We start from the raw sequence: 20,788 nt of genomic DNA, 5'->3' as shown, positions 1-20,788 counted from the left end.
AAGAATTATACAGATTGGGCATTTCATTGGTTCATCCACCTTTTTTAATCTTAAAGGAGAAGTTATCCATCAATTTTGTTCAACGGTCTATTAATTATGTCGAAGTATCTAAAAACATATAAATAGTGAAAATGAAATATCATCTAGATCCGTATGATACGGGAGAGAGAATAACCATCTAGAAAGGTGTGTTATATAAAGTAAAGAATCTGTGAACTAGTTTTATTCCAAATAAGTGTCTAAGAATAATTAACTTAGTGAGGCTATTAAAAATAAAGCAAATAGTATGGATTTTAAAGGAAAGGTTGCTATTGTAACAGGAGCAGGACAAGGTATTGGCCTGGAAATATGTAAACAACTGGTTCTGCAAGGAGCAATTGTAGTGTTAAATGATATTGATTCCCAACTAGCCGACAATGCGGTAAAAAGTATTGGCGGGAAACAAAGCAATTGTATTGCTATTGCTGGGGATTCTAGTGACCTATCCATTATTAATCAAATGGTGGACAAAACCATTGCTGATTTTGGCAAGCTGGATATTGTTGTTGCAAATGCGGGCATTACACTATTTGGAGATTTTCTTACGTATACACCAGCCTCTTTTTTTAAAGTAATGGAGGTCAATCTTGGGGGGAGCTTCTTTTTGGCACAAGCAGCTGCAAATCAAATGAGAAAACAAAAGAATGGTGGCTCCATTTTGTTGATGTCTTCCGCCACGGGACATCAGGCGCATAGAAACCTTGCTGCCTATGGGATGAGTAAAGCCGCTTTGGAAATGCTCGCAAAAAATTTAGTAATAGAACTATCCCCATACAAAATCAATGTAAATTCTGTTGCTCCCGGTGCAACCCTTACGGAAAGAACTCTAAAAGAAGAAGACTACAAAAAAACATGGGAAACATTAACACCAATGGGCAGGGCCGCAACTGTTTCTGATATTGCCCAAGCAGTTTTGTTTTTGGTATCGGACAAAGCAAAACAGATTACCGGACAGAGCTTGGTAATAGATGGTGGATGGAGTTCCGTAAGTCCATCTCCTTATAAAGAGTAAGACCAGGCTATTAGATTATTTTTTATAAATTTTTGTAACCTTTTGTAAAAAAGGAAGTTTACCCTTTTTGTAGACCTAAAACAAAACCATTGCAAGCTCTAACAGACAACTCATTAATGTTGAAAGTAAAATCTGGTGACACGGATAAACTTGGCTTGCTCTATGAACGTCATAAGAAAAGATTGTTTGGGTTTTTCTATAACATGAGCGGAAATGCTTCTTTAAGCGAGGATTTAGTACAGAATGTGTTTGTAAAGATTTTAAAATACAAACACACCTTTACGGGCGAAGGTTCTTTTGATGCATGGATTTTTAAAATGGCAAGAAACATTTATTACGACCATTTTAAAAAGTACAATAGGAAAATAGACGTAAACCCACTTTCTTCCATTGAATATAAGTTGCAGGATTCCGATGATGTAAATGCAAAAATGGATTATAACGATAATGTGGTACAGCTAAGAGTGGCATTAGGTAAAATAAGCCAGGAAAAACGGGAAGTATTGGTGTTGAGCAAGTTTAAAGAAATGAAATTTAGTGAAATAGGAACAATATTGGGATGTTCCGAAGGGGCAGCAAAAGTAAAGGCCCATAGAGCTTTGAAGGATTTAAAAACGGTTTTTATGCAAATGGAAAAAATATAAGCCATGGAGAAGAAAAAATTTGAAATGTTGGCAATGGAGTACCTTTCTGGAACTATGGGCAGTGAAGAAAGAATAGAGTTCGATAAGTTCTTGAAAACTAGCCCGGAACACCTACAGGAGTTCAATGATATTCATTATGCATGGAGCCAAATAGAAAGTATGGAAACTCCAGAACCATCAGAGGAAATGGACAGTCGTTTTTATGAAATGCTCCACGCTCAAAAATCAAAAACATCAGAAGGGCATAAAAACATTGGTGAGAAGATTATGTCTGTTTTATCTGGTATTCTTAGACCCCAACTAGCCTACGGCCTCATTTTGCTCTGTATAGGGTTGGGCGTGGGGTATTTTATGAAATCAAATCCTGGTATAGAAACAACCACGGTTGTAAACGAAGAAACCGAAGAAATTAGAGGAGAGTTGGTCTTAACACTTTTGGAGCAGCCCTCGGCAAACAAAAGACTACAAGGAGTAAGCGAGGCCAATAAGTTTAAAAAGGCCAATGATAAGGTAATAAAGGCTTTATTGGAAACCCTTAATAATGATCCAAATGTGAATGTGAGATTGGCAGCCATAGAGTCCTTGACCAATTATTTGGACAACCCAATTGTGAGAGAAGGCCTAGTTCAAAGCATTGTAAAACAAGAATCACCCATTGTGCAAGTTACTTTGGCGGACCTTATGGTAGCATTACAGGAAAAAAAATCAGTGGAACCTTTTAAAAAATTAATACGAACAAAGGAGCTGGACAAATCAGTGAAAGAAAAGCTGGAAACATCTATTCACTCCATTATTTAGAATAATTATTCATCAATCAAATTACGAACAGTCAAATTTAAAAATCATGAAACAAGTATTGTTATGTGCAGCTTTTATGACCCTTATGGGGACACAGGTCGCAAAATCACAGAAAAAGGAATCTAAGGAGCAGATTAAAAAAGAGCATTCTTTTGATAGTTCTTCTAAAGAGAACAAATTGATCATTAAAAATGTTTTCGGCTCTATTACAGTAGAAGGATATGACGGCGATCAAGTGTTGTTCTCGGTCGAAAAAACAATTTCGGCAGAAAGTAATGAAAACCTAGAGTTGGGCAAGAGAGAGCTGCAATTGAAAGTGTTTAAAAAAGGAAATCTAATAATTGCGCATCCAGATGCCCCATACATAAGTTTTAATGAGGGGCGCCTTAAGTTTGATTGGTGCAATGATAATGATTATGATGAACCTGGCTATGACCATCATATGAATTTTAGTGTTAAGGTTCCCAAGAATATTAAAGTAGAGGTATCCACCATAAATGATGGGGAGGTTTTGGTAAAAAATACACGTGGAGATTTTATTAAAGCAAACAATATAAACGGTGGCATAACCTTAGAAAGGATTACCGGCCAAACAGATGTACATTGCATCAATGGAGAGGTGAACATTTCCTATGTTGATAATCCCTCAGCATCTTCTACCTATTACTCCTTAAATGGAGATATTAATATAACCTATCAAAAAGATTTGTCCGCAGATGTTGCATTTAAAAGTATGAACGGGGAAATGTTCACGGATTTTGATATTGCCAAACAGTATACTAAAACAAGTAAAAATGAAGAAGGCAATAAGAAAAAAGGAAAGTATAAATATGAAGCAAGGCCCATGGTGCAGATAGGCAAGGGAGGAATAGATTTTGATTTTGAGACCCTAAACGGAAATGTATTTATCAAAAAAATTTAAGAATAAAATAAAGAAAAAGTCATGAAAAACATAAAAACAATAACGCTCATGCTACTATTGTTCACAGGATTAGTGGCAAAGGCGCAGGAAACCAGCACTGAACTGTTTTCCATTCCCTTGAGCAATCCAAATGATTCGGGTAAATTAGTGGTTGGTCAGATATCGGGATCTATAAATGTAATTTCTTACGAAGGAAAAGAGGTAATTGTAAAGGCTTCCTTTGGAGGCAAGGAACAAGAACAGAAATCCAAAAATGGATTAAAGCGCATTGCAAACACATCTCTTGCCATAAGTGCAGAGGAAAAAAACAATGTTGTGGAAATAATCAATGAACAATGGAACAAAAGAACAGACTTAGAAATAAAAGTTCCTAGAAATTTTTCACTTAAGCTTAGCACCATAAATAATGGGGATATTTATGTAAAAGGCATTAATGGAGAAATGGAAATCAGCAACATAAATGGCCATATAGATTTGGAAGATGTGAGTGGATCTGCTTCTGCCAATACTACAAATGGGCATGTTAAGGCAAGTTTTAAGTCTATCACCAACAATGCAAGTATGGCATTTACAAGTTTTAATGGAGATGTGGATGTTGCCTTTCCAAGCTCCTTAAAGGCCAATATTAAAGCAAAATCCGATATGGGAGAAATCTATACCGATTTTAATATGGTGTTGGACAGCCAAAAACCCGTTACCAAAACAGACACAAAATCTGGCACTTACAAAGTAGAAATAGAAAGCTGGGTAAAAGGTAAGATTAATGGCGGGGGACCAGAAATGTTATTTAAAAACTTTAATGGGGATATCATGATTAGAGCTAACTAAGGGTCCACCCAAGAAATATTGATATAAATAGGGTCATCATTTATAGTGATAACCCTTTTATATGATTAATGACTTTCTTTAGTTAAAACAAACTCTCCTTTCAACATCTTAATTACATTAACCAAGGCGCGTATGTTATGATAATTTACCTTCCATACATGAGCTTTTACATCTTTACCCACGCTCGGTTTTGAATCTAGCCCCTCATGGTACCAACCACCATTTTTATGGTCTATCATATAGGTGTCCAAATATTCCCATTGCTTTTTGAATAAGTTAGAATATTGTTTTTCATTTGGATATAATTTAGAAAGCAACAAGAGAGAGTTGAGACCTTCTGCTTGTGTCCACCATACTTTTGCAGGATTTTCTATGGTACAGGTATCTGAATCATCCAAATAATATCCACCATCATAGAACCCTCCTTTTTCGCTGTCCCATCCTTTGGCAATTGCATGGTCCACCATTTTTTTTCCCTTGCTTAGGGTTGTTGTGTCGTTTTTAATCCCTAGGGCATGGGAAGCTTCCAACATTAGGAAAGCGGTTTCCACATCGTGCCCAAACGAAATATGGTCCAACCAAAAGTTGGCCTTTCTAACAGTTTCTGTAGAGTCTTTGAAGGAAACAGGCGTCCAATCCCTTTCCAAATGAAGCGTCAAAGACCCTTTTTTAGTAGTAATGGTGTCTCGTATCAGAAGCAACAATTCTTCCAAACGCTCCTTTAAAAGTGGATCTGGCCAAACTTCATAAAGGGCGGTAAAACATTCCAAAAGATGTATGGATGAGTTTTGGTCTTTCCAATCCTTTCGGACAAAACTGTCATAATTGTTATCATTCTCCTTTACATTCAACAACCAAGAACCATCTTGTTTCATAATATCAAAATAGCCACCATATACAGAATCATGGGAATGTTCCTCCAACCATTGAAAAGTTTTCTTTGCCAAATTAAGGGCCGTGGTATCCTTTGATATTTTGTAATAGGTGGACAAGCCATAAATTGCAAAAGAATTGCCATAAGCACTTTTGGAAGTTGAAAGTAGTATTAAAGAATCGCCTTCTATTCCTTTTAGAGTATAAAAGCCTCCATTTTCATCATCCCACATATTTTCTTTTAAGAACTGATACCCATGAGCAGCAATATCCTGATATTTACTATCTCCATAATACATAGCCAAAGTAGAGGCTGTCCAAATATGGCGTGCCTGGGTGACCAACATTTTGTTCTGAAGTCCTTTTGCTTTCCATTCAGCATCAAAATCTGCTAAAAACCCACCATGGACTGTGTCAATACTTCTGGGGTACCAAACATCCACCAATTCGTTCAATGAGGTTTCTATTTCATGCAAAAGCTCTTGGGAACCTGACTTAGGCTCTGTCTCTTTGCAGGAAAAAATTAGTAATAAAAAAGGAACTAAAAAGTATTTTAACAGAGTGCTGAAATATGATATTGGTTTCATAAAGCCTTCAATTTGAATAGTAGACCTTAAAACTAGTCAATAATTCATTATCGGAACAAAATTAATAGGGCGCCAAGAGCTGTAAGCCCCAATATAAGTTTTCTGTATAGTTTGTCCTGTATTACATGTACCAGCTTTATTCCAAAAAACAGACCTAAAAATACTCCGGGGATTAATCTTAAATTCACCATTAATGTATCTGGGGTAATGGTTTTCCATATGAATATATGAAAGGGCAGCTTAAATATATTGATGAACAGGAACAGCCAGGCTGCTGTACCAATGAATTCATTTTTTGGTAATCGCATAACCAAAAAATAAATATTTGAAAATGCACCAGCCAAATTTCCTATCATTGTAGTAATACCCGCCATGACACCTGTAAAACCAGCAAATGTCCAATGATTTGGAACTGTTTTAGAAGGACGTTTGTCCCACCAAAACATAGTAATGACACTAATCAAAATTATTATGGCCATACACACCTTAAATGTTTGCTCTGGCATATCCTTGCCAATAAAAACACCTATTACAACACCTGACATCATCCAAGGAAGGAAACGGACAATATGTTTCCATTGAGTATGCCTGTTGTAATAAACAACCGCAAAAATATCACCAACAATGAGCATTGGAACTATGAGCCCAGTAGACTCTTTTGCCCCAAAGGCAAAAGTCATTAAGGTGACGATAATAATCGCAATGCCCTTAAGACCAGCTTTTGACACCCCTATTACAAACGCAGCAATAAAAGCCAGAACCCAAGATGTAATTGAAATCTCCAAAAGGAATTAAAAACTTGATTATCTGTTTGGTTGGTAAAACACAAAAGTATCTTAAAAAATGATATCTTTATCTAACAACCAAAACCAAATTATGGAATTAAGTACATTTGACTATACCATTATCATTGTCTTCTTCACGATTGTTCTATCTATAGGAATCTATGTCTCTAAAAAATCCGGAAAAAATACTTCGGAGTATTTTTTATCAGGGCGGACCATGCCTTGGTGGCTATTGGGGCTTTCAATGGTCGCAACCACTTTCTCCACGGACACCCCCAATTTGGTTACTGATATTGTGAGGACAAATGGAGTATCGGGTAATTGGGTATGGTGGGCCTTTTTAATTACAGGATTACTTACTGTTTTTGTGTATGCCAAACTTTGGCGTAAATCCAACGTGAACACAGACTTAGAATTTTATGAACTACGTTATGGCGGGGCTCCCGCCAGTTTTTTGCGAAAATTTAGGGCTGTTTATCTTGGCGTTATTTTTAATGTGATTACCATGTCGGCGGTTACTTTGGCAGCCATTAAAATTGGAAGCATAATGCTTGGGTTGGAACCTTGGCAAACGGTAGTAAGCGCGGGATTAATTACTGTTACCTTTAGTGCCTTGGGGGGATTTAAAGGTGTTGTTTATACAGATTTTCTTTTGTTTTTTGTGGCAATGGCAGGAGCAATAGGCGCGGCTTATTTTTTAGTGAATATTCCGGAAGTGGGCGGAATGAAAGCATTGCTCACCAATGAAAATGTTGCAGATAAACTTAATATATTACCAGATTTTAGCAATAAAAAAGCATTGATTACCCTGTTCATTATACCCTTGGCGGTACAGTGGTGGAGTTCTTGGTACCCAGGAGCAGAACCTGGTGGGGGAGGCTATATTGCACAGCGCATGTTGGCCGCAAAAGATGAAAACCATGCTATTGGCGCTACTTTTTTCTTTAATATTATGCATTATGCTTTGCGTCCTTGGCCATGGATTTTGGTGGCTTTGGCCTCTTTAGTGGTGTATCCGGATATTGCTAGTATCCACGAGGCATTTCCTAATGTGGCAGAAGATAAATTAGGGCACGATTTGGCCTATTCAGCCATGCTAACAAAGCTTCCAAGTGGATTATTGGGCTTGGTGTTGGCCTCTTTGGTTGCGGCATATATGAGTACTATTTCAACCCAATTAAATTGGGGGTCTTCCTATATTGTATATGATTTTTACAAGCAACAAATAAACCCTAATGCCTCTGAGAAAAAATTGGTGGCAGTTGGGAGATTGTCAACTGTAGTATTAATGGTCTTTAGTGCTTTGTTGGCTCTTTTGCTTCAAAATGCGTTACAACTGTTCGATGTTCTTCTAACCTTTGGAGCGGGCACGGGACTCATATTTATTCTAAGATGGTTTTGGTGGCGCATTAATGCTTGGAGTGAGATTACAGCGATGTTTGCATCAGGGATTATATCCATCATACTTAAGTTAACACCCGTTGGGGCCTATTTTTTTGCTTCAGAAACGGGCGTTTTTCCAGATTGGTCAGAATACCTTTTTGTAGTACTTGTTACAAGCGTTATTTGGTTGACCGCTACTTTTATGACACAACCGGAATCAAAAAGTGTGTTGCAAAGTTTTTACAAGAAAATCCAGCCTGGTGGACCTGGGTGGGACAAAGTCATAAATGAAGCAAAACATGACCAAACGGATATTGTCAATGACAAGGAAAAGTGGAGTGTACCCTCAGGATTATTGGCCATGTTATTGGGTTGTATTCTAATTTATTCCTGCATGTTTGCCACAGGTTATTGGATTTATGGCGAAACCACAAATGCATTAATTCTTACGGGTATTGCAATAGCTTCAGGTTTCTCGCTCATAAAGGTTTGGGGTAAAATGAAGGATTCAATTTTATAGGGGAAGACTTAATAAGGTTTTTTCAATCAGTATAAATATACCAATAAGGATAAAATTGCGTTTATAGTTAACCAAAAGATTAACCAAAAACCATTTTTATTCCCATGAAGTATTTATATACCTTCGTCTTTTTCTTCATTTTTTTATTCTCTAAAAGTTTTTCACAGGAGGAATTTTCCCCAAGCAAAGAATGGTCATTGCTTTTGACCAATAATAGGGAACAGGCCTTGGTGGAAATTAAGAAAAAGAAAAAAGAGGATTTAAATAAATACTTCGCAGAAGAAATAATAAAGGCGGAAAATGGATTGTTTAAAAGCGAAAAGGGTTTTTTAGACAAGATAAAAAGCTTTGATGACTTTGAATTCTATTTATACGCGCTATGGAACCAAAGCTTTTTCTTTGACAACTATGTATCCTCGGGTTTTTCAACAAAAAGCATCTCCAATTTAAACTCTTTTTCAGAAAATGAGATAGAAAACCCGACCGTAAAAGAGGCTATCAAATATCTAAAAGCCGCTGTAGCAAGACACAATAATAATTGGGAAGGATATTTCAAGAAAGTAAACCATGTTTCTTCTATTCGTAAATGGCAATATTGTGGGGTTTTTGAGAATTTGAATGGCAGTGGACTTGATACTGAATATGGCCCAGAAAAAAACGTCTACTCCAAAGAAGGTTTCAATGCAAATAGTAATGGCATTGTAAATTGGTACGCCAATCCTAATTTTGAGAAAGAAGCCTATCAATTTTATACCAATCACTCAGAATATGGAGCAGGGGTCAATTATGCTCAAACATTTATTACCAACAGCGAAGAAAAAAGGGTAGTACTAAGATTCGGAAGCTCTTCCCGTTTTAAAGCATGGCTGAATGATGTACTTGTTTATGAAAATGTAAATGATGGAGTCACAGATTTGGACGCCTATAATGTAGAAGTAACTTTGCCAGTGGGCATTAATCGTTTGTTAATAAAGAATGCGGATAGTGGAGGTGTTGGTTATTTTATTGCAAGAATAACGGATAAGGATGGAAATTCCTTGACAGACTTAAGTTATGACACATATTCTGAAGAATATAATATAAGTGAATCGACCAAGATTTCACCAAATAGTATTAAGCATCCAGTAGAAGAGTATTTTGCACAGAAATTAAAAGCAGACCCCAACAATTTTCTTATACAATTCTGTCTTTTAAACACGTATATAAGAAACTCAAAATATACAGAGGCTAAAGAAATTCTGTCTCCATTATTAAAAAAATACCCAAAGAGCTCCATTTTAAAGAAGTATATGATCGTTGCATATACGCAGGAGAAGGATTTTACTTCTACAAAAGAATTAAAAGAAAATATAAAAAAGGACGATGACAAATATTATTTGTCCTATGTCTATGAGTTTCAAAATTCAAGAGAGCTTTACAAATTACCCATTAAAGAATTTGAGGATTTTATGAATGAATTCTCAGAATCTACAGATTCTGATGTTCTTAAAAAGATTTCAGAATTACTTATTCATCTTAGAAATGAAAACAAAGAGAGGGTTAAGGAAGTCATGGACGATATTGCCTTGAACCACAGTGATAATATAAAAATATTAAGATCATACCTATTTGTGTATTCGCAATATTTAAATGAAGATTCTAAATCGTTAGAGATTTTGGAAAATATAAACAAAGACTATTTTAATTATCCTGCCTTAAAAAGTCTTGCAAGCAACTATAATAAATTGGAAAGAAAAGAAGAGGTTTTGCCCCTGTTCGCCAATATATATGAACAACTTTTAGGAGATAATTCATATTTAGAGGACTACATTAACTATATGCACCAGTATAAGAAGTACGAGGAATCTATTCCATTTATAGAACAAATGCTCAAAAATTTCCCACACTCCTTTAATGCAATGGAACTTATGGGCAATGCCTTGGAGCAAACGGGGCAAAAGAAAAAATCACTGGAGTATTATAGTGCTTCTTTAAAGCATAATAGCGCAAGTAAATCTCTAAGAAAAAAGATAAACGACCTCTCTAAGGAGAAAGATTATTTTAAACAATTGGAGGTTTCAGATGTGTATGGGTATATAGCCAAAAACAGAAACAAAGGAGTAGAAAATAATTACGGGTATAATTATTTGTTGGACCAAAGCATTATTCAATTATATGAAGAAGGAGGAAATAAATCTAAATACACGTATATAGTGGAAATAACATCAGATAATGGAATAGAATCACTTAAAGAATTAGATTTAGGCTTGTCTGGGACCTACAGCATTTCTAAATCAGAACTTGTGAAGCCAGACAACTCAGTGGTGCCGGCTTCTAAAAGTGGGTCTAACCTTGTTTTCAACAACCTAAAAATAGGAGATGTTATACATATTGATTATGAAATGAACCAAAGCTCTTCAGGTAGATTTTATAAAGACTATGTAAACTATTTTCAGTTTGATTCTTTTCACCCCTCAACCAAAACAGTTGTAAAAATACTGACTCCAAAAGAGAAACAAATAATAGGAGAGGTAGTCAATGGGGATGTGGAATATACAACAGAAAAGATAGACGATTTTATTTGCCACACCTGGAATGTTGAAAATATATCGGGTTTAAAGGCCGAGGAAAACTATATGCCTAGTACGTCGGATGTTAGTAGAACACTCCATATAAGCACAATTGGTTCTTGGGATGATATTGCAATTTGGTATTCAGATTTGGTTAGACCACAGTTATTAGTAAATTCAGATGTAGAAGAGGCCTTTAAAGAGATTTTTCCAGAAGGAACTGCTAAGCTTAATGAAGATGACAAAGCGGAGCGTATCTATTTTTATATTATGGAGAACTTTAGTTATAGCCATGTTAGTTTTATGCAAAGTGGCTATGTTCCTAAAGAACCGTCAAAAACTATTAAATCTAAACTAGGAGATTGTAAAGATTTCTCTGCTTTATATGTTACGTTGGCACAAATGGCCGGTTTGAAATCGCATATGGTTCTTGTATTGACCTCCGACTATGGAGAGCGCTCCATGGTACTTCCAAACCAAGACTTTAATCACTGTATTGCCAAAGTCTTTATTGATGGAGCCCCACAATATTTGGAATTAACCGACAACAATTTGCCTTACAGGTCTATCCCAACAAGTTTGGAAGGTGCTACGGCATTGGACATTCCCAATAAATGGTTTTCATCAGAACAAACGGGTATATACAAGTTAAAAAATATCAATCACGTTCCTACAGAAGTGGAAAGCCACATGGAATATGTATTGGGCGACAACAGCCATAAATTAAAGATAAATTCAATTTACAAGGGAAGTATAAATTCTAACTACGCCAGTATATTAAAAGAGAAAAACTATAGCACTATAAAGGATGCAATTTCAGAAGATTTTGGGGCTAGAATTTCAGAAGATTTCAAATTGGATTCTATTTACAACATTAAATATGAATTAAGGTCTCCAAATGTTGAATATACTTCTGAACTCACAATAAATGAAACTATGGATGAAATAGGGAGTTTAAAGGTCTTTAGGTTGCCTAAAGTGAATAATGCCTATAATAGCTCCATTATAGATGAAGATGAGCGTTTTTTCCCAATAGATTATGTGCTATATGAGAATGCCGATATCTATAAATCCAGTTATATCATTAGAATAGGCCATGATGAGCGTTTTGTTGAAGTTCCAGAAAGCAAAAATTATAGCTTTAAGAACCACAGCTTTGTAATTGATTATAAGTTAGGTAACGAAAACGAACTTAAAGTAAGCATAGAGGCAAACACTCCAAAAGATAGAATTGCCATTGAAGATTATGCCGATTTTAAGAAATATGTTAAAGCTGTTATTGATGCGAAGGAACAATTGATTGGATTTAAAAAAAGTACCAAGCCGGCAAATGTTAGCTTTTCCAATAAATAAAAACCTGCTTTTATAGACCAAAAACGTATCTTTAAAGAGCCAACTAAACTTTAAAGATATGAAAGAAAGAATTTTATCGGTAGACATTTTTAGAGGACTCACCATAGCCTTAATGGTTTTGGTGAATACCCCCGGAACTTGGTCAAATGTATATGCGCCATTTTTACATGCAAGTTGGCATGGGTACACTCCTACCGACTTGGTATTTCCATTCTTTTTGTTCATTGTAGGGACATCCATTGTTTTTGCTTATAAGAACAAAAAAACAAATAGTGGCACGTATAAAAAAATAACCATTCGGACTTTGAAACTTATAGGTTTGGGGTTGTTCCTTGGTGCATTTACATTGAGTTTTCCATTCCTTAAGGATTTCGCCGACATTCGTTTTCCTGGAGTATTACAACGAATAGGAGTTGTGTTTTTCTTTGCAGCGATTTTGTTCATTAATTGTAATTGGAAGGTGTTAATAGGCATTTGTGCAACCTTTTTATTGGGCTACTGGGCATTGATGACCCTTATTCCTGTTAGTGGTGTAGCATCCACTTTGGAAAGGGCACCTAATAACCTTGCAAATTATTTGGATGTTATGGTTTTTGGGACACATAATTATAAGGCAGATTATGATCCAGAAGGCCTATTGAGCACGCTACCCTCCATAGCCACCTCTTTGTTGGGTATTTTTACGGGGTTGATCTTGGTTTCCAAAAGGCAAAAGAAGGAGGTGCTGTTAGCGGCACTGGGAGTGATTTTTCTAATTGTAGGACATCTCTGGGATTTGGCTTTTCCAATTAATAAGGCTTTATGGACGAGCAGTTTTGTAATGGTAACGGCCGGTTGGGCCAATATAGTTTTGGCATTGATTTATTTCTTGACAGATGTAAAAGGGATACAGTTTGGCAGTATCTTTAAGAAAGTGGGCGCTAATGCCATTACCATCTATTTCTTGTCCAGTTTTATTTCCAAATTAATGGGCATGATCAAAGTAGGAGAAACATCATTACATGGCTGGTTGTTCAATACAGTATATGTACAAGGTTTTATGCCCATTAAAATGTCATCCCTCTTGTATGGTCTTTCTGTAGTGGCCTTTTACTTGTTTTTGGCACAAATACTTTATAAAAGAAAGATTTTTATAAAAGTATAATTGTTGTGGAGGGAATTAGAAATGAGATGTAATTAAATGAAAATGTCTATAGAAACGGTTAAAATATCAAGGATAGTAAACAAACTTACTACTAATACCAATGGAGATTGCTATGCTATTTGTCTTCTCCAAACAGACGGCATGGCTATTGAAATTGATTCTACGGTTTATAAAAATTCATCAAGCTCCATATTCTTTCTGCACCCAAGAAATAATTGGAAAATATTAAAAACCAAACCTTCTTCAACAGGCTATGTTTTATTTCTTGATAAAGAAATATTGGACAACCCTTTATTAAGTAAGTTACATATTAATGAGGTTAGACTTTTTGGACAAGATGAAGTGCCCAAAATAAATCTGGCTCCAGGAATAGAAAAAAGAATAATAGACATATTGGAAATGCTCGATGAATTAATAGGCTCGCATCTTAAACACAAGGAAGATGCCATTATCTCACTGCTGAACACTTTTTTTGTCTATTGTGATGGGCAATGCAACATTAAGTCTGTTATCTGGGAAACAAGTAATAAAAAAACTATAGTTTTTAAGTTTAAAAAATTAATCAACCAATGGTTTAATAAATATCATGAGGTGGATGATTATGCTAAATTGCTTAATGTGTCCAGCAAATACTTAAATGAGTGCGTAAAAGAAGTTCTACATACAAATGCAAAAAGCTTAATAACGGAACAGCGCATAATGAGGGCTCGCCATGAACTAAAATTTTCAGACAAAACAATCAAGGAGATTTGTTATGAATTAGGCTTCTCTTCCCCAGATTATTTCAGCTATTTCTACAAACAGCATACAGGCACCTCCCCTTCTGTACTTAGAAACAGTTAAGAGTTCTTTTATTCTAAGGTTTTACCGCAGTTTTCACATTTTCAACATATTAAATGCAATGTAACTTGCAAAAAACTTTAATTTATGAACAGAAAAGAATTTATTAAATCGACAAGTATAGGCATAGGTATTACCCTTACTCCAACAATCCTTCCAGGTCAAATACTAGCTGGCACCAGTTCTCCAGAATCAATTTCCCCTAAAGTTATTAAGGACAAAGAAGGAGAGGTGTTTAATGTGATTGGTGATATTCAAACACATAAATTGGTTGGAAGCGAAACAGCAAATCAAATTACCGAATGGGTAGACAATGTTGAACCAGGTACCGGCATACCTCCGCATGTACACACCAAGGAAGATGAGATTTTTAGAGTCATCAAGGGACAAGTAGAGATAATGGTCGACGGTAAAGTAACAGTTTTAAATGAGGGAGATACTGCGTTCGCCCCTAAAAACATACCGCATTCGTGGAAGGTTGTGGGTACTGAAAAGGCTAAGATGATTACAAGTGCCTTTCCGGCTGGAATAGAAAAAATGTTTGTGGAATTATCAAAATTACCCGAGGGTCCACCAGATTTTGAAAAGGTTTCAAATATTTGTGGAAAGCATGGAATCCAGTTTGTATAGTTAAAAAACAAACTTTATTGGGAATGGCTATTTTGCCGTTCCCATTAGCTTGGCAACGTACTTTCCTATGACATCAAATTCCAAATTGACAATCGTTCCTTTTTTGTAGGAGTTAAAGCGAGTGTTCTCGTAGGTGTAGGGAATTATGGCCACACTAAACGTATTTATATTGGAGTCTATAACTGTTAAACTGGTGCCATCAATCGTAATGGATCCTTTTTCAATGGTCACATTGTTTTGTTTGGCATCATACTCAAAAGAAAAAAACCAACTTCCATTTTTTTCTTCTATACTAGTACAAATAGCAGTTTGGTCTACATGGCCTTGAACAATATGACCATCCAACCTAGCGCCCAAAACCATGGCACGTTCTAAGTTTACAACATCCCCCTCCTTTAAAAAACCTAAATTGCTTTTTTGTAGGGTTTCTTCAATTGCCGTTACAGTGTAAGTGTCTCCATTTAGGGCCACCACAGTTAAGCATACACCATTATGCGCTATACTTTGATCAATTTTTAGCTCCGTGGCAATACTGGAATGTATGGTCATATGAAGATTATGTCCTTCGTTTTCTAGTTTTTCTATTGTTCCAAGTGTTTCAATGATGCCTGTAAACATGTATCGTTTTAATTAAGTAGTTTTGCTGTAAATTTAGATATAAAGGCATAAAGGTATGCACGAGACCGGAAAAATAAAAGTTGGGATTTCTATAGGGGATTTAAACGGTATAGGCTGCGAGGTGGTTCTTAAGACTTTTGAAGATGAAAGAATGCTGGATTTTTGCACCCCTATTATTTTTGCATCCAACAAAACCATATCTGCCCAAAAGAATTTATTGGGGATTGAGATTAATTTCCATGGAATACATGACGCATCCAAAGCTTTAGATGGTAAAATTAATGTGGTGAACGTATGGAAGGATTTGCCAACAATTGAATTTGGGAAGAACAGTAAAGAAGCTGGTTCCTTCTCCATTAAGTCCTTGCGAGACGCCGTTAAAGCGTTAAAAAAAGGGGATATAGATGTGTTGGTTACAGCACCCATCAATAAAAATAACATTCAAGCCGACGATTTTAATTTTCCTGGACATACGGATTATTTGGCAAAGGAGTTAGAAGGCGAAAGCCTTATGTTTATGGTAACGGACGATTTAAAAGTGGGACTTTTAACAGATCACGTGGCGGTAAAAGATGTGGCTAAAGCCATTACTCCTAAGTTAATCAAAGAAAAGGTAAAGATCATAGAAGACTCTTTAAAAATGGATTTTGGCATTCGCAGGCCCAAAATCGCTATGCTTGGAATAAACCCTCATAGTGGTGATAACGGAGTCATTGGAAAAGAGGACGATGAGGTTATGAAACCTGTGATTAATGAACTTTTTGAAAAAGGGCATTTGGTATATGGCCCGTATGCGGCAGACAGTTTTTTCGGTGCAGAATCCTATAAGAATTTTGATGCTATTTTGGCCGCGTATCACGACCAAGGACTTATTCCCTTTAAGACCATGTCCTTTGGCAAAGGGGTTAACTTTACCGCTGGCCTGAATAAGGTGAGAACATCACCAGATCATGGTACAGCATATGAAATAGCGGGAAAGGGCAAAGCAGACCACAGCTCATTTAAAGAAGCCGTTTTTATGGGAATCAAGATTTTTAGAAACAGGATGGAGTATTTGGAATTAACCAAAAACCCATTGAGGAAACAGCGGATAAAACGATAATTTATTCTTAAGCTATTTTTATTCTTGATGAAACAATCGTTACTTTGTTGTATCAACCAACAAACTATAAGGCTTTTAGCTTTAAAAAAGTTGGGATTTTATAAAATAATAGTATCTTTGCACCCCTGTTTTGAGCAGGAAATGCATTAAACAAGTGTTGAACATGGTGAAGCAAAAGGAGTTTGACATTCCTTTCTCAGGATTGAGTCTAGGAAAGCACAAGTTTGATTACAATATAAAGAATACGTTCTTTGAATCTTTTGATTACAATGAGTTCAATAAAGCAGATATTCATATTGATGCCCAATTGAACAAATTAACTACCATGCTGGAGCTGGAATTATCCGCTACTGGCATTGTAAACGTAAATTGCGACATTACCAACGAACCCTATGACCAAGAAATAAAAGGTGATTTGGAGTTGGTGATTAAGTTTGGTGAAGAGTACAATGATGAGAATGATGAGATATTAATTATTCCGCATGGAGAACATCAAATAAACATTGCCCAATATATTTACGAAATGTTGGTTTTGGCAGTGCCACTTAAAAGAGTTCACCCAGGGGTTCTGGATGGGTCTCTGGATTCTGAGGCATTGACAAGACTGGAAGAATTACAACCAAAAGAAGAAAAAGAAAACAAAGAAAATACGGATCCCAGATGGGATGCACTTAAAAAATTATTAACGGATAAATAAGTTTCATAATGGCACATCCTAAAAGAAAAATTTCAAAAACCAGAAGGGACAAAAGAAGAACCCATTACAAGGCAGCGGACCAACAATTGGCGAAAGACCCAACTACTGGAGAAATACATTTGTACCACAGAGCGCACTGGCACGAGGGTAAATTGTATTACCGCGGTGAGGTTCTAATAGACAAAACAGAAGAAGCAGTAGCATAGTCTGTTACCACAATACTACATTTAACTCCCACTTGAATTCAAGTGGGAGTTTTTTTGTGAATTTCAAAAAAAGACAAAAACAAGTCATTTTTAGACAAAAAGTCGTTTGAAATGATTAATTTTCACCTCTTTTGAGTAATTTTTGAATGTTTTTTACAAAAAAACAATTTTTAGCATGAGCAAATTATCAGCAGCTATTACAGCTGTGGGAGCGTATGTTCCAGACTTTGTGTTGACCAATAAAATATTGGAAACCATGGTAGATACCAATGATGAATGGATTACCTCCAGAACTGGTATCAAAGAGAGAAGGATACTAAAAAAAGAGGGAGAGGGAACTTCCTATCTTGCCATAAAGGCGGCCGAAGATTTAATAAGGAAAAGCAATCTAGATCCAAAAGAAATTGACATGATTATTGTTGCTACGGCAACTCCAGATATTCAAGTTTCAGCAACAGCCGCATATGTGGCATCAGAAATAGGAGCGGTGAATGCCTTTGGGTACGATTTACAAGCGGCTTGTTCCAGTTTTTTGTATGGTATGTCCACGGCAGCTAGTTATATAGAATCAGGCAGATATAAAAAAGTATTGTTAATTGGAGCGGATAAAATGTCATCTATTATTGATTATACGGACAGGACTACCTGTATTATTTTTGGTGATGGTGGTGGCGCAGTCCTCTTTGAGCCTAACAATGAAGGACTAGGGTTGCAGGATGAGTATTTAAGAGTGGATGGTGTCGGCAGAAATTTTTTAAAGATAGAAGCAGGAGGGTCTATTCTTCCTCCTTCTGAAGAAACGGTCAAGAACAGACAGCACTTTGTGAAGCAAGATGGGAAAACAGTATTTAAATTTGCTGTTTCCAATATGGCTGACGCTGCAGAGAAAATAATGAAACAGAACAATTTAAGCAATGAAGACTTGGATTGGTTAGTGCCACATCAAGCAAATAAGCGTATTATAAACGCTACAGCCAGTCGTGCCGGAGTGGACGACTCTAAGGTTATGATGAATATTGCTAAATACGGCAACACCACATCTGCCACATTACCTCTTTTGTTGAACGACTACGAGAGTCAATTAAAAAAAGGGGACAATTTGGTTTTTGCCGCCTTTGGAGGTGGTTTTACATGGGGGGCCATTTATTTAAAATGGGCCTATAATTCTTAAATAAATACAACTAACAAAAACTTATTTCATGGACATCAAAGAAATTCAAAGCTTAATTAAATTTGTAGCCAAGTCGGGTGCAAGTGAGGTTAAATTGGAAATGGAGGATATTAAGATTACTATTAGGACTGGAGCAGCAGGCTCTAGTACTCCAGAAACCACATATGTACAGCAAATTCCATTAGCATCTGCCCCCATGGCCGCAGCTCCCGCCGTTTTGGAAACCACACCAGCTTCTTCCGCGGAACCAACACCAGACTCAGATGATGATTCTAAATATATTACAATAAAATCTCCAATTATTGGAACATTCTATAGAAAACCAGCTCCAGACAAACCTGCATTTGTGGAGGTAGGAGCCACTATTGGGAAAGGAGATGTTTTATGTGTTATAGAAGCTATGAAACTCTTTAATGATATTGAATCTGAGGTTTCAGGTAAGATTGTAAAAGTATTGGTAGATGATTCGTCTCCAGTAGAATTTGACCAACCTTTATTCTTGGTGGACCCTTCATAAATAAAATAACAATATCCAAACTCCAAATCCCTATTTTTATGGAATTTGTTTTTTGAGATTTGAAATTTAGACTTGTTATGTTTAAAAAAATACTTATTGCAAATAGGGGTGAGATTGCACTTCGAATTATTAGAACCTGCAAGGAAATGGGAATAAAAACGGTTGCTGTTTATTCCAAAGCTGATGAGGAAAGCCTACATGTAAGATTTGCTGATGAGGCCGTGTGTATTGGTCCAGCTGCAAGTAGCGAATCCTATCTTAAAATACCAAATATTATTGCCGCCGCAGAAATAACGAATGCCGATGCTATACATCCAGGATATGGTTTTTTGTCTGAAAACTCTAAATTTTCCAAAATATGTGCAGAGCATGATATTAAGTTTATCGGTGCTTCAGGAGAGCACATAGATAAAATGGGAGATAAGGCGACAGCCAAAGAGACAATGAAAAAGGCTGGTGTCCCTACCATTCCCGGTTCTGAGGGTCTTTTGGAATCTGTTGATGATGCCAAAAAAGTTGCCAAGAAAATGGGCTATCCCGTAATGATTAAGGCCACTGCTGGTGGTGGTGGTAAAGGAATGCGAGCCGTTTGGAGTGAAGATGACATGGAGGCACTCTATGAAAGTGCCGTACAAGAAGCAACAGCAGCTTTCGGGAACGGTGGAATGTACATGGAAAAATTGATAGAAGAGCCTAGACATATAGAAATCCAAATTGTTGGTGACCAGTATGGAAAGGCTTGTCATTTATCTGAAAGGGACTGCTCCGTACAACGTAGACATCAGAAACTAACAGAAGAAACTCCATCTCCATTTATGACGGATAAGTTAAGGGAGGATATGGGTAATGCAGCGGTTTTAGCAGCTGAATATATTAAATATGAAGGTGCTGGCACTGTAGAATTTTTGGTTGACAAACACCGAAATTTCTATTTTATGGAAATGAATACCCGTATACAGGTGGAACACCCAATAACCGAGCAAGTGATTGATTATGACTTGATTAGAGAGCAAATATTAGTTGCTGGAGGCGTTCCTATTTCTGGAAAAAATTATATTCCTAAACTGCATTCCATAGAGTGCAGAATAAATGCAGAAGACCCTTATAACAATTTTAGACCATCACCAGGGAAAATAACCACTTTACACACGCCTGGGGGCCATGGAATACGTTTGGACACTCACGTATATAGTGGGTATACCATACCACCCAACTATGATTCTATGATTGCCAAATTGATTACTACTGCCCAAACAAGGGAAGAAGCCATCAATAAAATGAAAAGGGCATTGGACGAGTTTGTAATTGAGGGAATTAAAACTACTATTCCGTTTCATAGACAATTAATGGATCATCCAGATTATTTGGCGGGAAATTATACCACCAAATTCATGGAGGATTTTGAAATGAAACCCATAGAGAAGTAAATAAAATGTTTTTTGACCAATAGTGTATTCTTGAGAGCGCTATCGTTAAATATTGACTCTCAACGAGATTATTTTGTATTTGGTCCAGTCCTATTTATTTATGTAATCCCCAAAATTTCTTGCACCTGCTAAATCTGTGGTAG

The 20,788-nt window shown here is 36.4% G+C and carries 19 protein-coding genes; 16 read left to right on the top strand and 3 right to left on the bottom strand.

Annotation, left to right across the window (positions count from 1 at the left end):
* Positions 1-286 precede the first annotated feature (286 nt).
* The 5 genes from GGR42_RS09410 to GGR42_RS09390 all read left to right on the top strand — a co-directional run bounded on the left by GGR42_RS09410 (position 287) and on the right by GGR42_RS09390 (position 4,243).
* Positions 287-1,051, top strand: coding sequence for an SDR family NAD(P)-dependent oxidoreductase (locus tag GGR42_RS09410; RefSeq protein ID WP_167963201.1), 765 nt, complete (start codon positions 287-289; stop codon positions 1,049-1,051).
* Positions 1,052-1,167: 116 nt separating this feature from the next.
* Positions 1,168-1,695 (top strand): RNA polymerase sigma factor, encoded by a 528-nt coding sequence (locus GGR42_RS09405; protein ID WP_167963199.1) that lies wholly within the window; start codon positions 1,168-1,170, stop codon positions 1,693-1,695.
* 3 nt (positions 1,696-1,698) lie between these two features.
* The gene (locus GGR42_RS09400; RefSeq protein WP_167963197.1) at positions 1,699-2,493 is read left to right on the top strand and encodes a HEAT repeat domain-containing protein; all 795 of its coding nucleotides are present in this window, start codon (positions 1,699-1,701) and stop codon (positions 2,491-2,493) included.
* 46 nt (positions 2,494-2,539) lie between these two features.
* Positions 2,540-3,415, top strand: a complete 876-nt coding sequence (locus tag GGR42_RS09395; protein ID WP_167963195.1) for a DUF4097 domain-containing protein — start codon at positions 2,540-2,542, stop codon at positions 3,413-3,415.
* A 21-nt stretch (positions 3,416-3,436) separates the two neighbouring features.
* Positions 3,437-4,243 carry a DUF4097 family beta strand repeat-containing protein gene (locus GGR42_RS09390; protein WP_167963193.1) on the top strand — a complete coding sequence of 269 codons (807 nt, stop codon included), beginning with the start codon at positions 3,437-3,439 and terminating at the stop codon, positions 4,241-4,243.
* A 65-nt stretch (positions 4,244-4,308) separates the two neighbouring features.
* Here the strand turns inward: GGR42_RS09390 and GGR42_RS09385 are convergent, their stop codons facing one another.
* Entirely contained in the window at positions 4,309-5,703 is a 1,395-nt protein-coding gene (locus tag GGR42_RS09385) for an AGE family epimerase/isomerase (protein ID WP_167963191.1), read from the bottom strand.
* A gap of 47 nt (positions 5,704-5,750) precedes the next feature.
* Positions 5,751-6,488: a sulfite exporter TauE/SafE family protein gene (locus GGR42_RS09380; protein ID WP_167963188.1), complete on the bottom strand. Its 738-nt coding sequence runs from the start codon at positions 6,486-6,488 to the stop codon at positions 5,751-5,753.
* A gap of 91 nt (positions 6,489-6,579) precedes the next feature.
* Between GGR42_RS09380 and GGR42_RS09375 the strand changes: the two genes are divergently transcribed.
* From GGR42_RS09375 to GGR42_RS09355, 5 genes are all read left to right on the top strand, one after another.
* Positions 6,580-8,391 carry a sodium:solute symporter family protein gene (locus GGR42_RS09375; RefSeq protein ID WP_167963186.1) on the top strand — a complete coding sequence of 604 codons (1,812 nt, stop codon included), beginning with the start codon at positions 6,580-6,582 and terminating at the stop codon, positions 8,389-8,391.
* 104 nt (positions 8,392-8,495) lie between these two features.
* Positions 8,496-12,293 (top strand): transglutaminase domain-containing protein, encoded by a 3,798-nt coding sequence (locus GGR42_RS09370; RefSeq protein WP_167963184.1) that lies wholly within the window; start codon positions 8,496-8,498, stop codon positions 12,291-12,293.
* A gap of 58 nt (positions 12,294-12,351) precedes the next feature.
* A complete protein-coding gene (locus GGR42_RS09365; protein WP_167963182.1) occupies positions 12,352-13,437 on the top strand; it encodes an acyltransferase family protein in 1,086 nt (361 codons plus the stop codon).
* A 36-nt stretch (positions 13,438-13,473) separates the two neighbouring features.
* Positions 13,474-14,280 (top strand): helix-turn-helix domain-containing protein, encoded by an 807-nt coding sequence (locus tag GGR42_RS09360; RefSeq protein ID WP_245201422.1) that lies wholly within the window; start codon positions 13,474-13,476, stop codon positions 14,278-14,280.
* Positions 14,281-14,364: 84 nt separating this feature from the next.
* Positions 14,365-14,907: a cupin domain-containing protein gene (locus tag GGR42_RS09355; RefSeq protein WP_167963180.1), complete on the top strand. Its 543-nt coding sequence runs from the start codon at positions 14,365-14,367 to the stop codon at positions 14,905-14,907.
* A 27-nt stretch (positions 14,908-14,934) separates the two neighbouring features.
* Here GGR42_RS09355 and GGR42_RS09350 read toward each other — a convergent pair whose 3' ends face one another.
* Positions 14,935-15,525: a riboflavin synthase gene (locus tag GGR42_RS09350; RefSeq protein WP_167963178.1), complete on the bottom strand. Its 591-nt coding sequence runs from the start codon at positions 15,523-15,525 to the stop codon at positions 14,935-14,937.
* Between the two features lie 55 nt (positions 15,526-15,580).
* Between GGR42_RS09350 and pdxA the strand changes: the two genes are divergently transcribed.
* From pdxA to accC, 6 genes are all read left to right on the top strand, one after another.
* Complete coding sequence (gene pdxA / locus GGR42_RS09345; RefSeq protein WP_167963176.1) at positions 15,581-16,627, top strand: 4-hydroxythreonine-4-phosphate dehydrogenase PdxA; 1,047 nt, start codon at positions 15,581-15,583, stop codon at positions 16,625-16,627.
* 163 nt (positions 16,628-16,790) lie between these two features.
* On the top strand, positions 16,791-17,324 hold the full coding sequence (locus GGR42_RS09340) for a YceD family protein (RefSeq protein WP_167963174.1): 534 nt from the start codon (positions 16,791-16,793) through the stop codon (positions 17,322-17,324).
* A gap of 8 nt (positions 17,325-17,332) precedes the next feature.
* Complete coding sequence (gene rpmF / locus GGR42_RS09335) at positions 17,333-17,530, top strand: 50S ribosomal protein L32 (RefSeq protein WP_167963172.1); 198 nt, start codon at positions 17,333-17,335, stop codon at positions 17,528-17,530.
* Between the two features lie 175 nt (positions 17,531-17,705).
* Positions 17,706-18,701 (top strand): beta-ketoacyl-ACP synthase III, encoded by a 996-nt coding sequence (locus tag GGR42_RS09330; RefSeq protein ID WP_167963170.1) that lies wholly within the window; start codon positions 17,706-17,708, stop codon positions 18,699-18,701.
* Positions 18,702-18,729: 28 nt separating this feature from the next.
* Complete coding sequence (gene accB, locus GGR42_RS09325) at positions 18,730-19,218, top strand: acetyl-CoA carboxylase biotin carboxyl carrier protein (RefSeq protein ID WP_167963168.1); 489 nt, start codon at positions 18,730-18,732, stop codon at positions 19,216-19,218.
* 77 nt (positions 19,219-19,295) lie between these two features.
* Positions 19,296-20,645 carry an acetyl-CoA carboxylase biotin carboxylase subunit gene (accC, locus tag GGR42_RS09320; RefSeq protein ID WP_167963166.1) on the top strand — a complete coding sequence of 450 codons (1,350 nt, stop codon included), beginning with the start codon at positions 19,296-19,298 and terminating at the stop codon, positions 20,643-20,645.
* The last annotated feature ends 143 nt before the right edge of the window (positions 20,646-20,788 follow it).

Source organism: Saonia flava (assembly GCF_011927795.1).
Classification (GTDB): Bacteria; Bacteroidota; Bacteroidia; order Flavobacteriales; family Flavobacteriaceae; genus Saonia; species Saonia flava.
The sequence above is the reverse complement of the archived record's forward strand: the minus strand, read 5'-3'. Positions and strand labels throughout refer to the sequence as shown.

What these genes read in the sequence shown, in the direction of transcription:
- GGR42_RS09410 (WP_167963201.1), top strand. Translation starts at nt 287, where the DNA reads ATGGATTTTAAAGGAAAGGTTGCTATTGTAACAGGAGCAGGACAAGGT.
- accB (WP_167963168.1), top strand. Translation starts at nt 18,730, where the DNA reads ATGGACATCAAAGAAATTCAAAGCTTAATTAAATTTGTAGCCAAGTCG.
- GGR42_RS09400 (WP_167963197.1), top strand. Translation starts at nt 1,699, where the DNA reads ATGGAGAAGAAAAAATTTGAAATGTTGGCAATGGAGTACCTTTCTGGA.
- GGR42_RS09375 (WP_167963186.1), top strand. Translation starts at nt 6,580, where the DNA reads ATGGAATTAAGTACATTTGACTATACCATTATCATTGTCTTCTTCACG.
- pdxA (WP_167963176.1), top strand. Translation starts at nt 15,581, where the DNA reads ATGCACGAGACCGGAAAAATAAAAGTTGGGATTTCTATAGGGGATTTA.
- accC (WP_167963166.1), top strand. Translation starts at nt 19,296, where the DNA reads ATGTTTAAAAAAATACTTATTGCAAATAGGGGTGAGATTGCACTTCGA.
- GGR42_RS09355 (WP_167963180.1), top strand. Translation starts at nt 14,365, where the DNA reads ATGAACAGAAAAGAATTTATTAAATCGACAAGTATAGGCATAGGTATT.
- GGR42_RS09385 (WP_167963191.1), bottom strand. Translation starts at nt 5,703, where the DNA reads ATGAAACCAATATCATATTTCAGCACTCTGTTAAAATACTTTTTAGTT.
- GGR42_RS09370 (WP_167963184.1), top strand. Translation starts at nt 8,496, where the DNA reads ATGAAGTATTTATATACCTTCGTCTTTTTCTTCATTTTTTTATTCTCT.
- GGR42_RS09365 (WP_167963182.1), top strand. Translation starts at nt 12,352, where the DNA reads ATGAAAGAAAGAATTTTATCGGTAGACATTTTTAGAGGACTCACCATA.
- GGR42_RS09395 (WP_167963195.1), top strand. Translation starts at nt 2,540, where the DNA reads ATGAAACAAGTATTGTTATGTGCAGCTTTTATGACCCTTATGGGGACA.
- GGR42_RS09330 (WP_167963170.1), top strand. Translation starts at nt 17,706, where the DNA reads ATGAGCAAATTATCAGCAGCTATTACAGCTGTGGGAGCGTATGTTCCA.
- GGR42_RS09390 (WP_167963193.1), top strand. Translation starts at nt 3,437, where the DNA reads ATGAAAAACATAAAAACAATAACGCTCATGCTACTATTGTTCACAGGA.
- rpmF (WP_167963172.1), top strand. Translation starts at nt 17,333, where the DNA reads ATGGCACATCCTAAAAGAAAAATTTCAAAAACCAGAAGGGACAAAAGA.
- GGR42_RS09340 (WP_167963174.1), top strand. Translation starts at nt 16,791, where the DNA reads ATGGTGAAGCAAAAGGAGTTTGACATTCCTTTCTCAGGATTGAGTCTA.
- GGR42_RS09405 (WP_167963199.1), top strand. Translation starts at nt 1,168, where the DNA reads ATGTTGAAAGTAAAATCTGGTGACACGGATAAACTTGGCTTGCTCTAT.
- GGR42_RS09360 (WP_245201422.1), top strand. Translation starts at nt 13,474, where the DNA reads ATGAAAATGTCTATAGAAACGGTTAAAATATCAAGGATAGTAAACAAA.
- GGR42_RS09350 (WP_167963178.1), bottom strand. Translation starts at nt 15,525, where the DNA reads ATGTTTACAGGCATCATTGAAACACTTGGAACAATAGAAAAACTAGAA.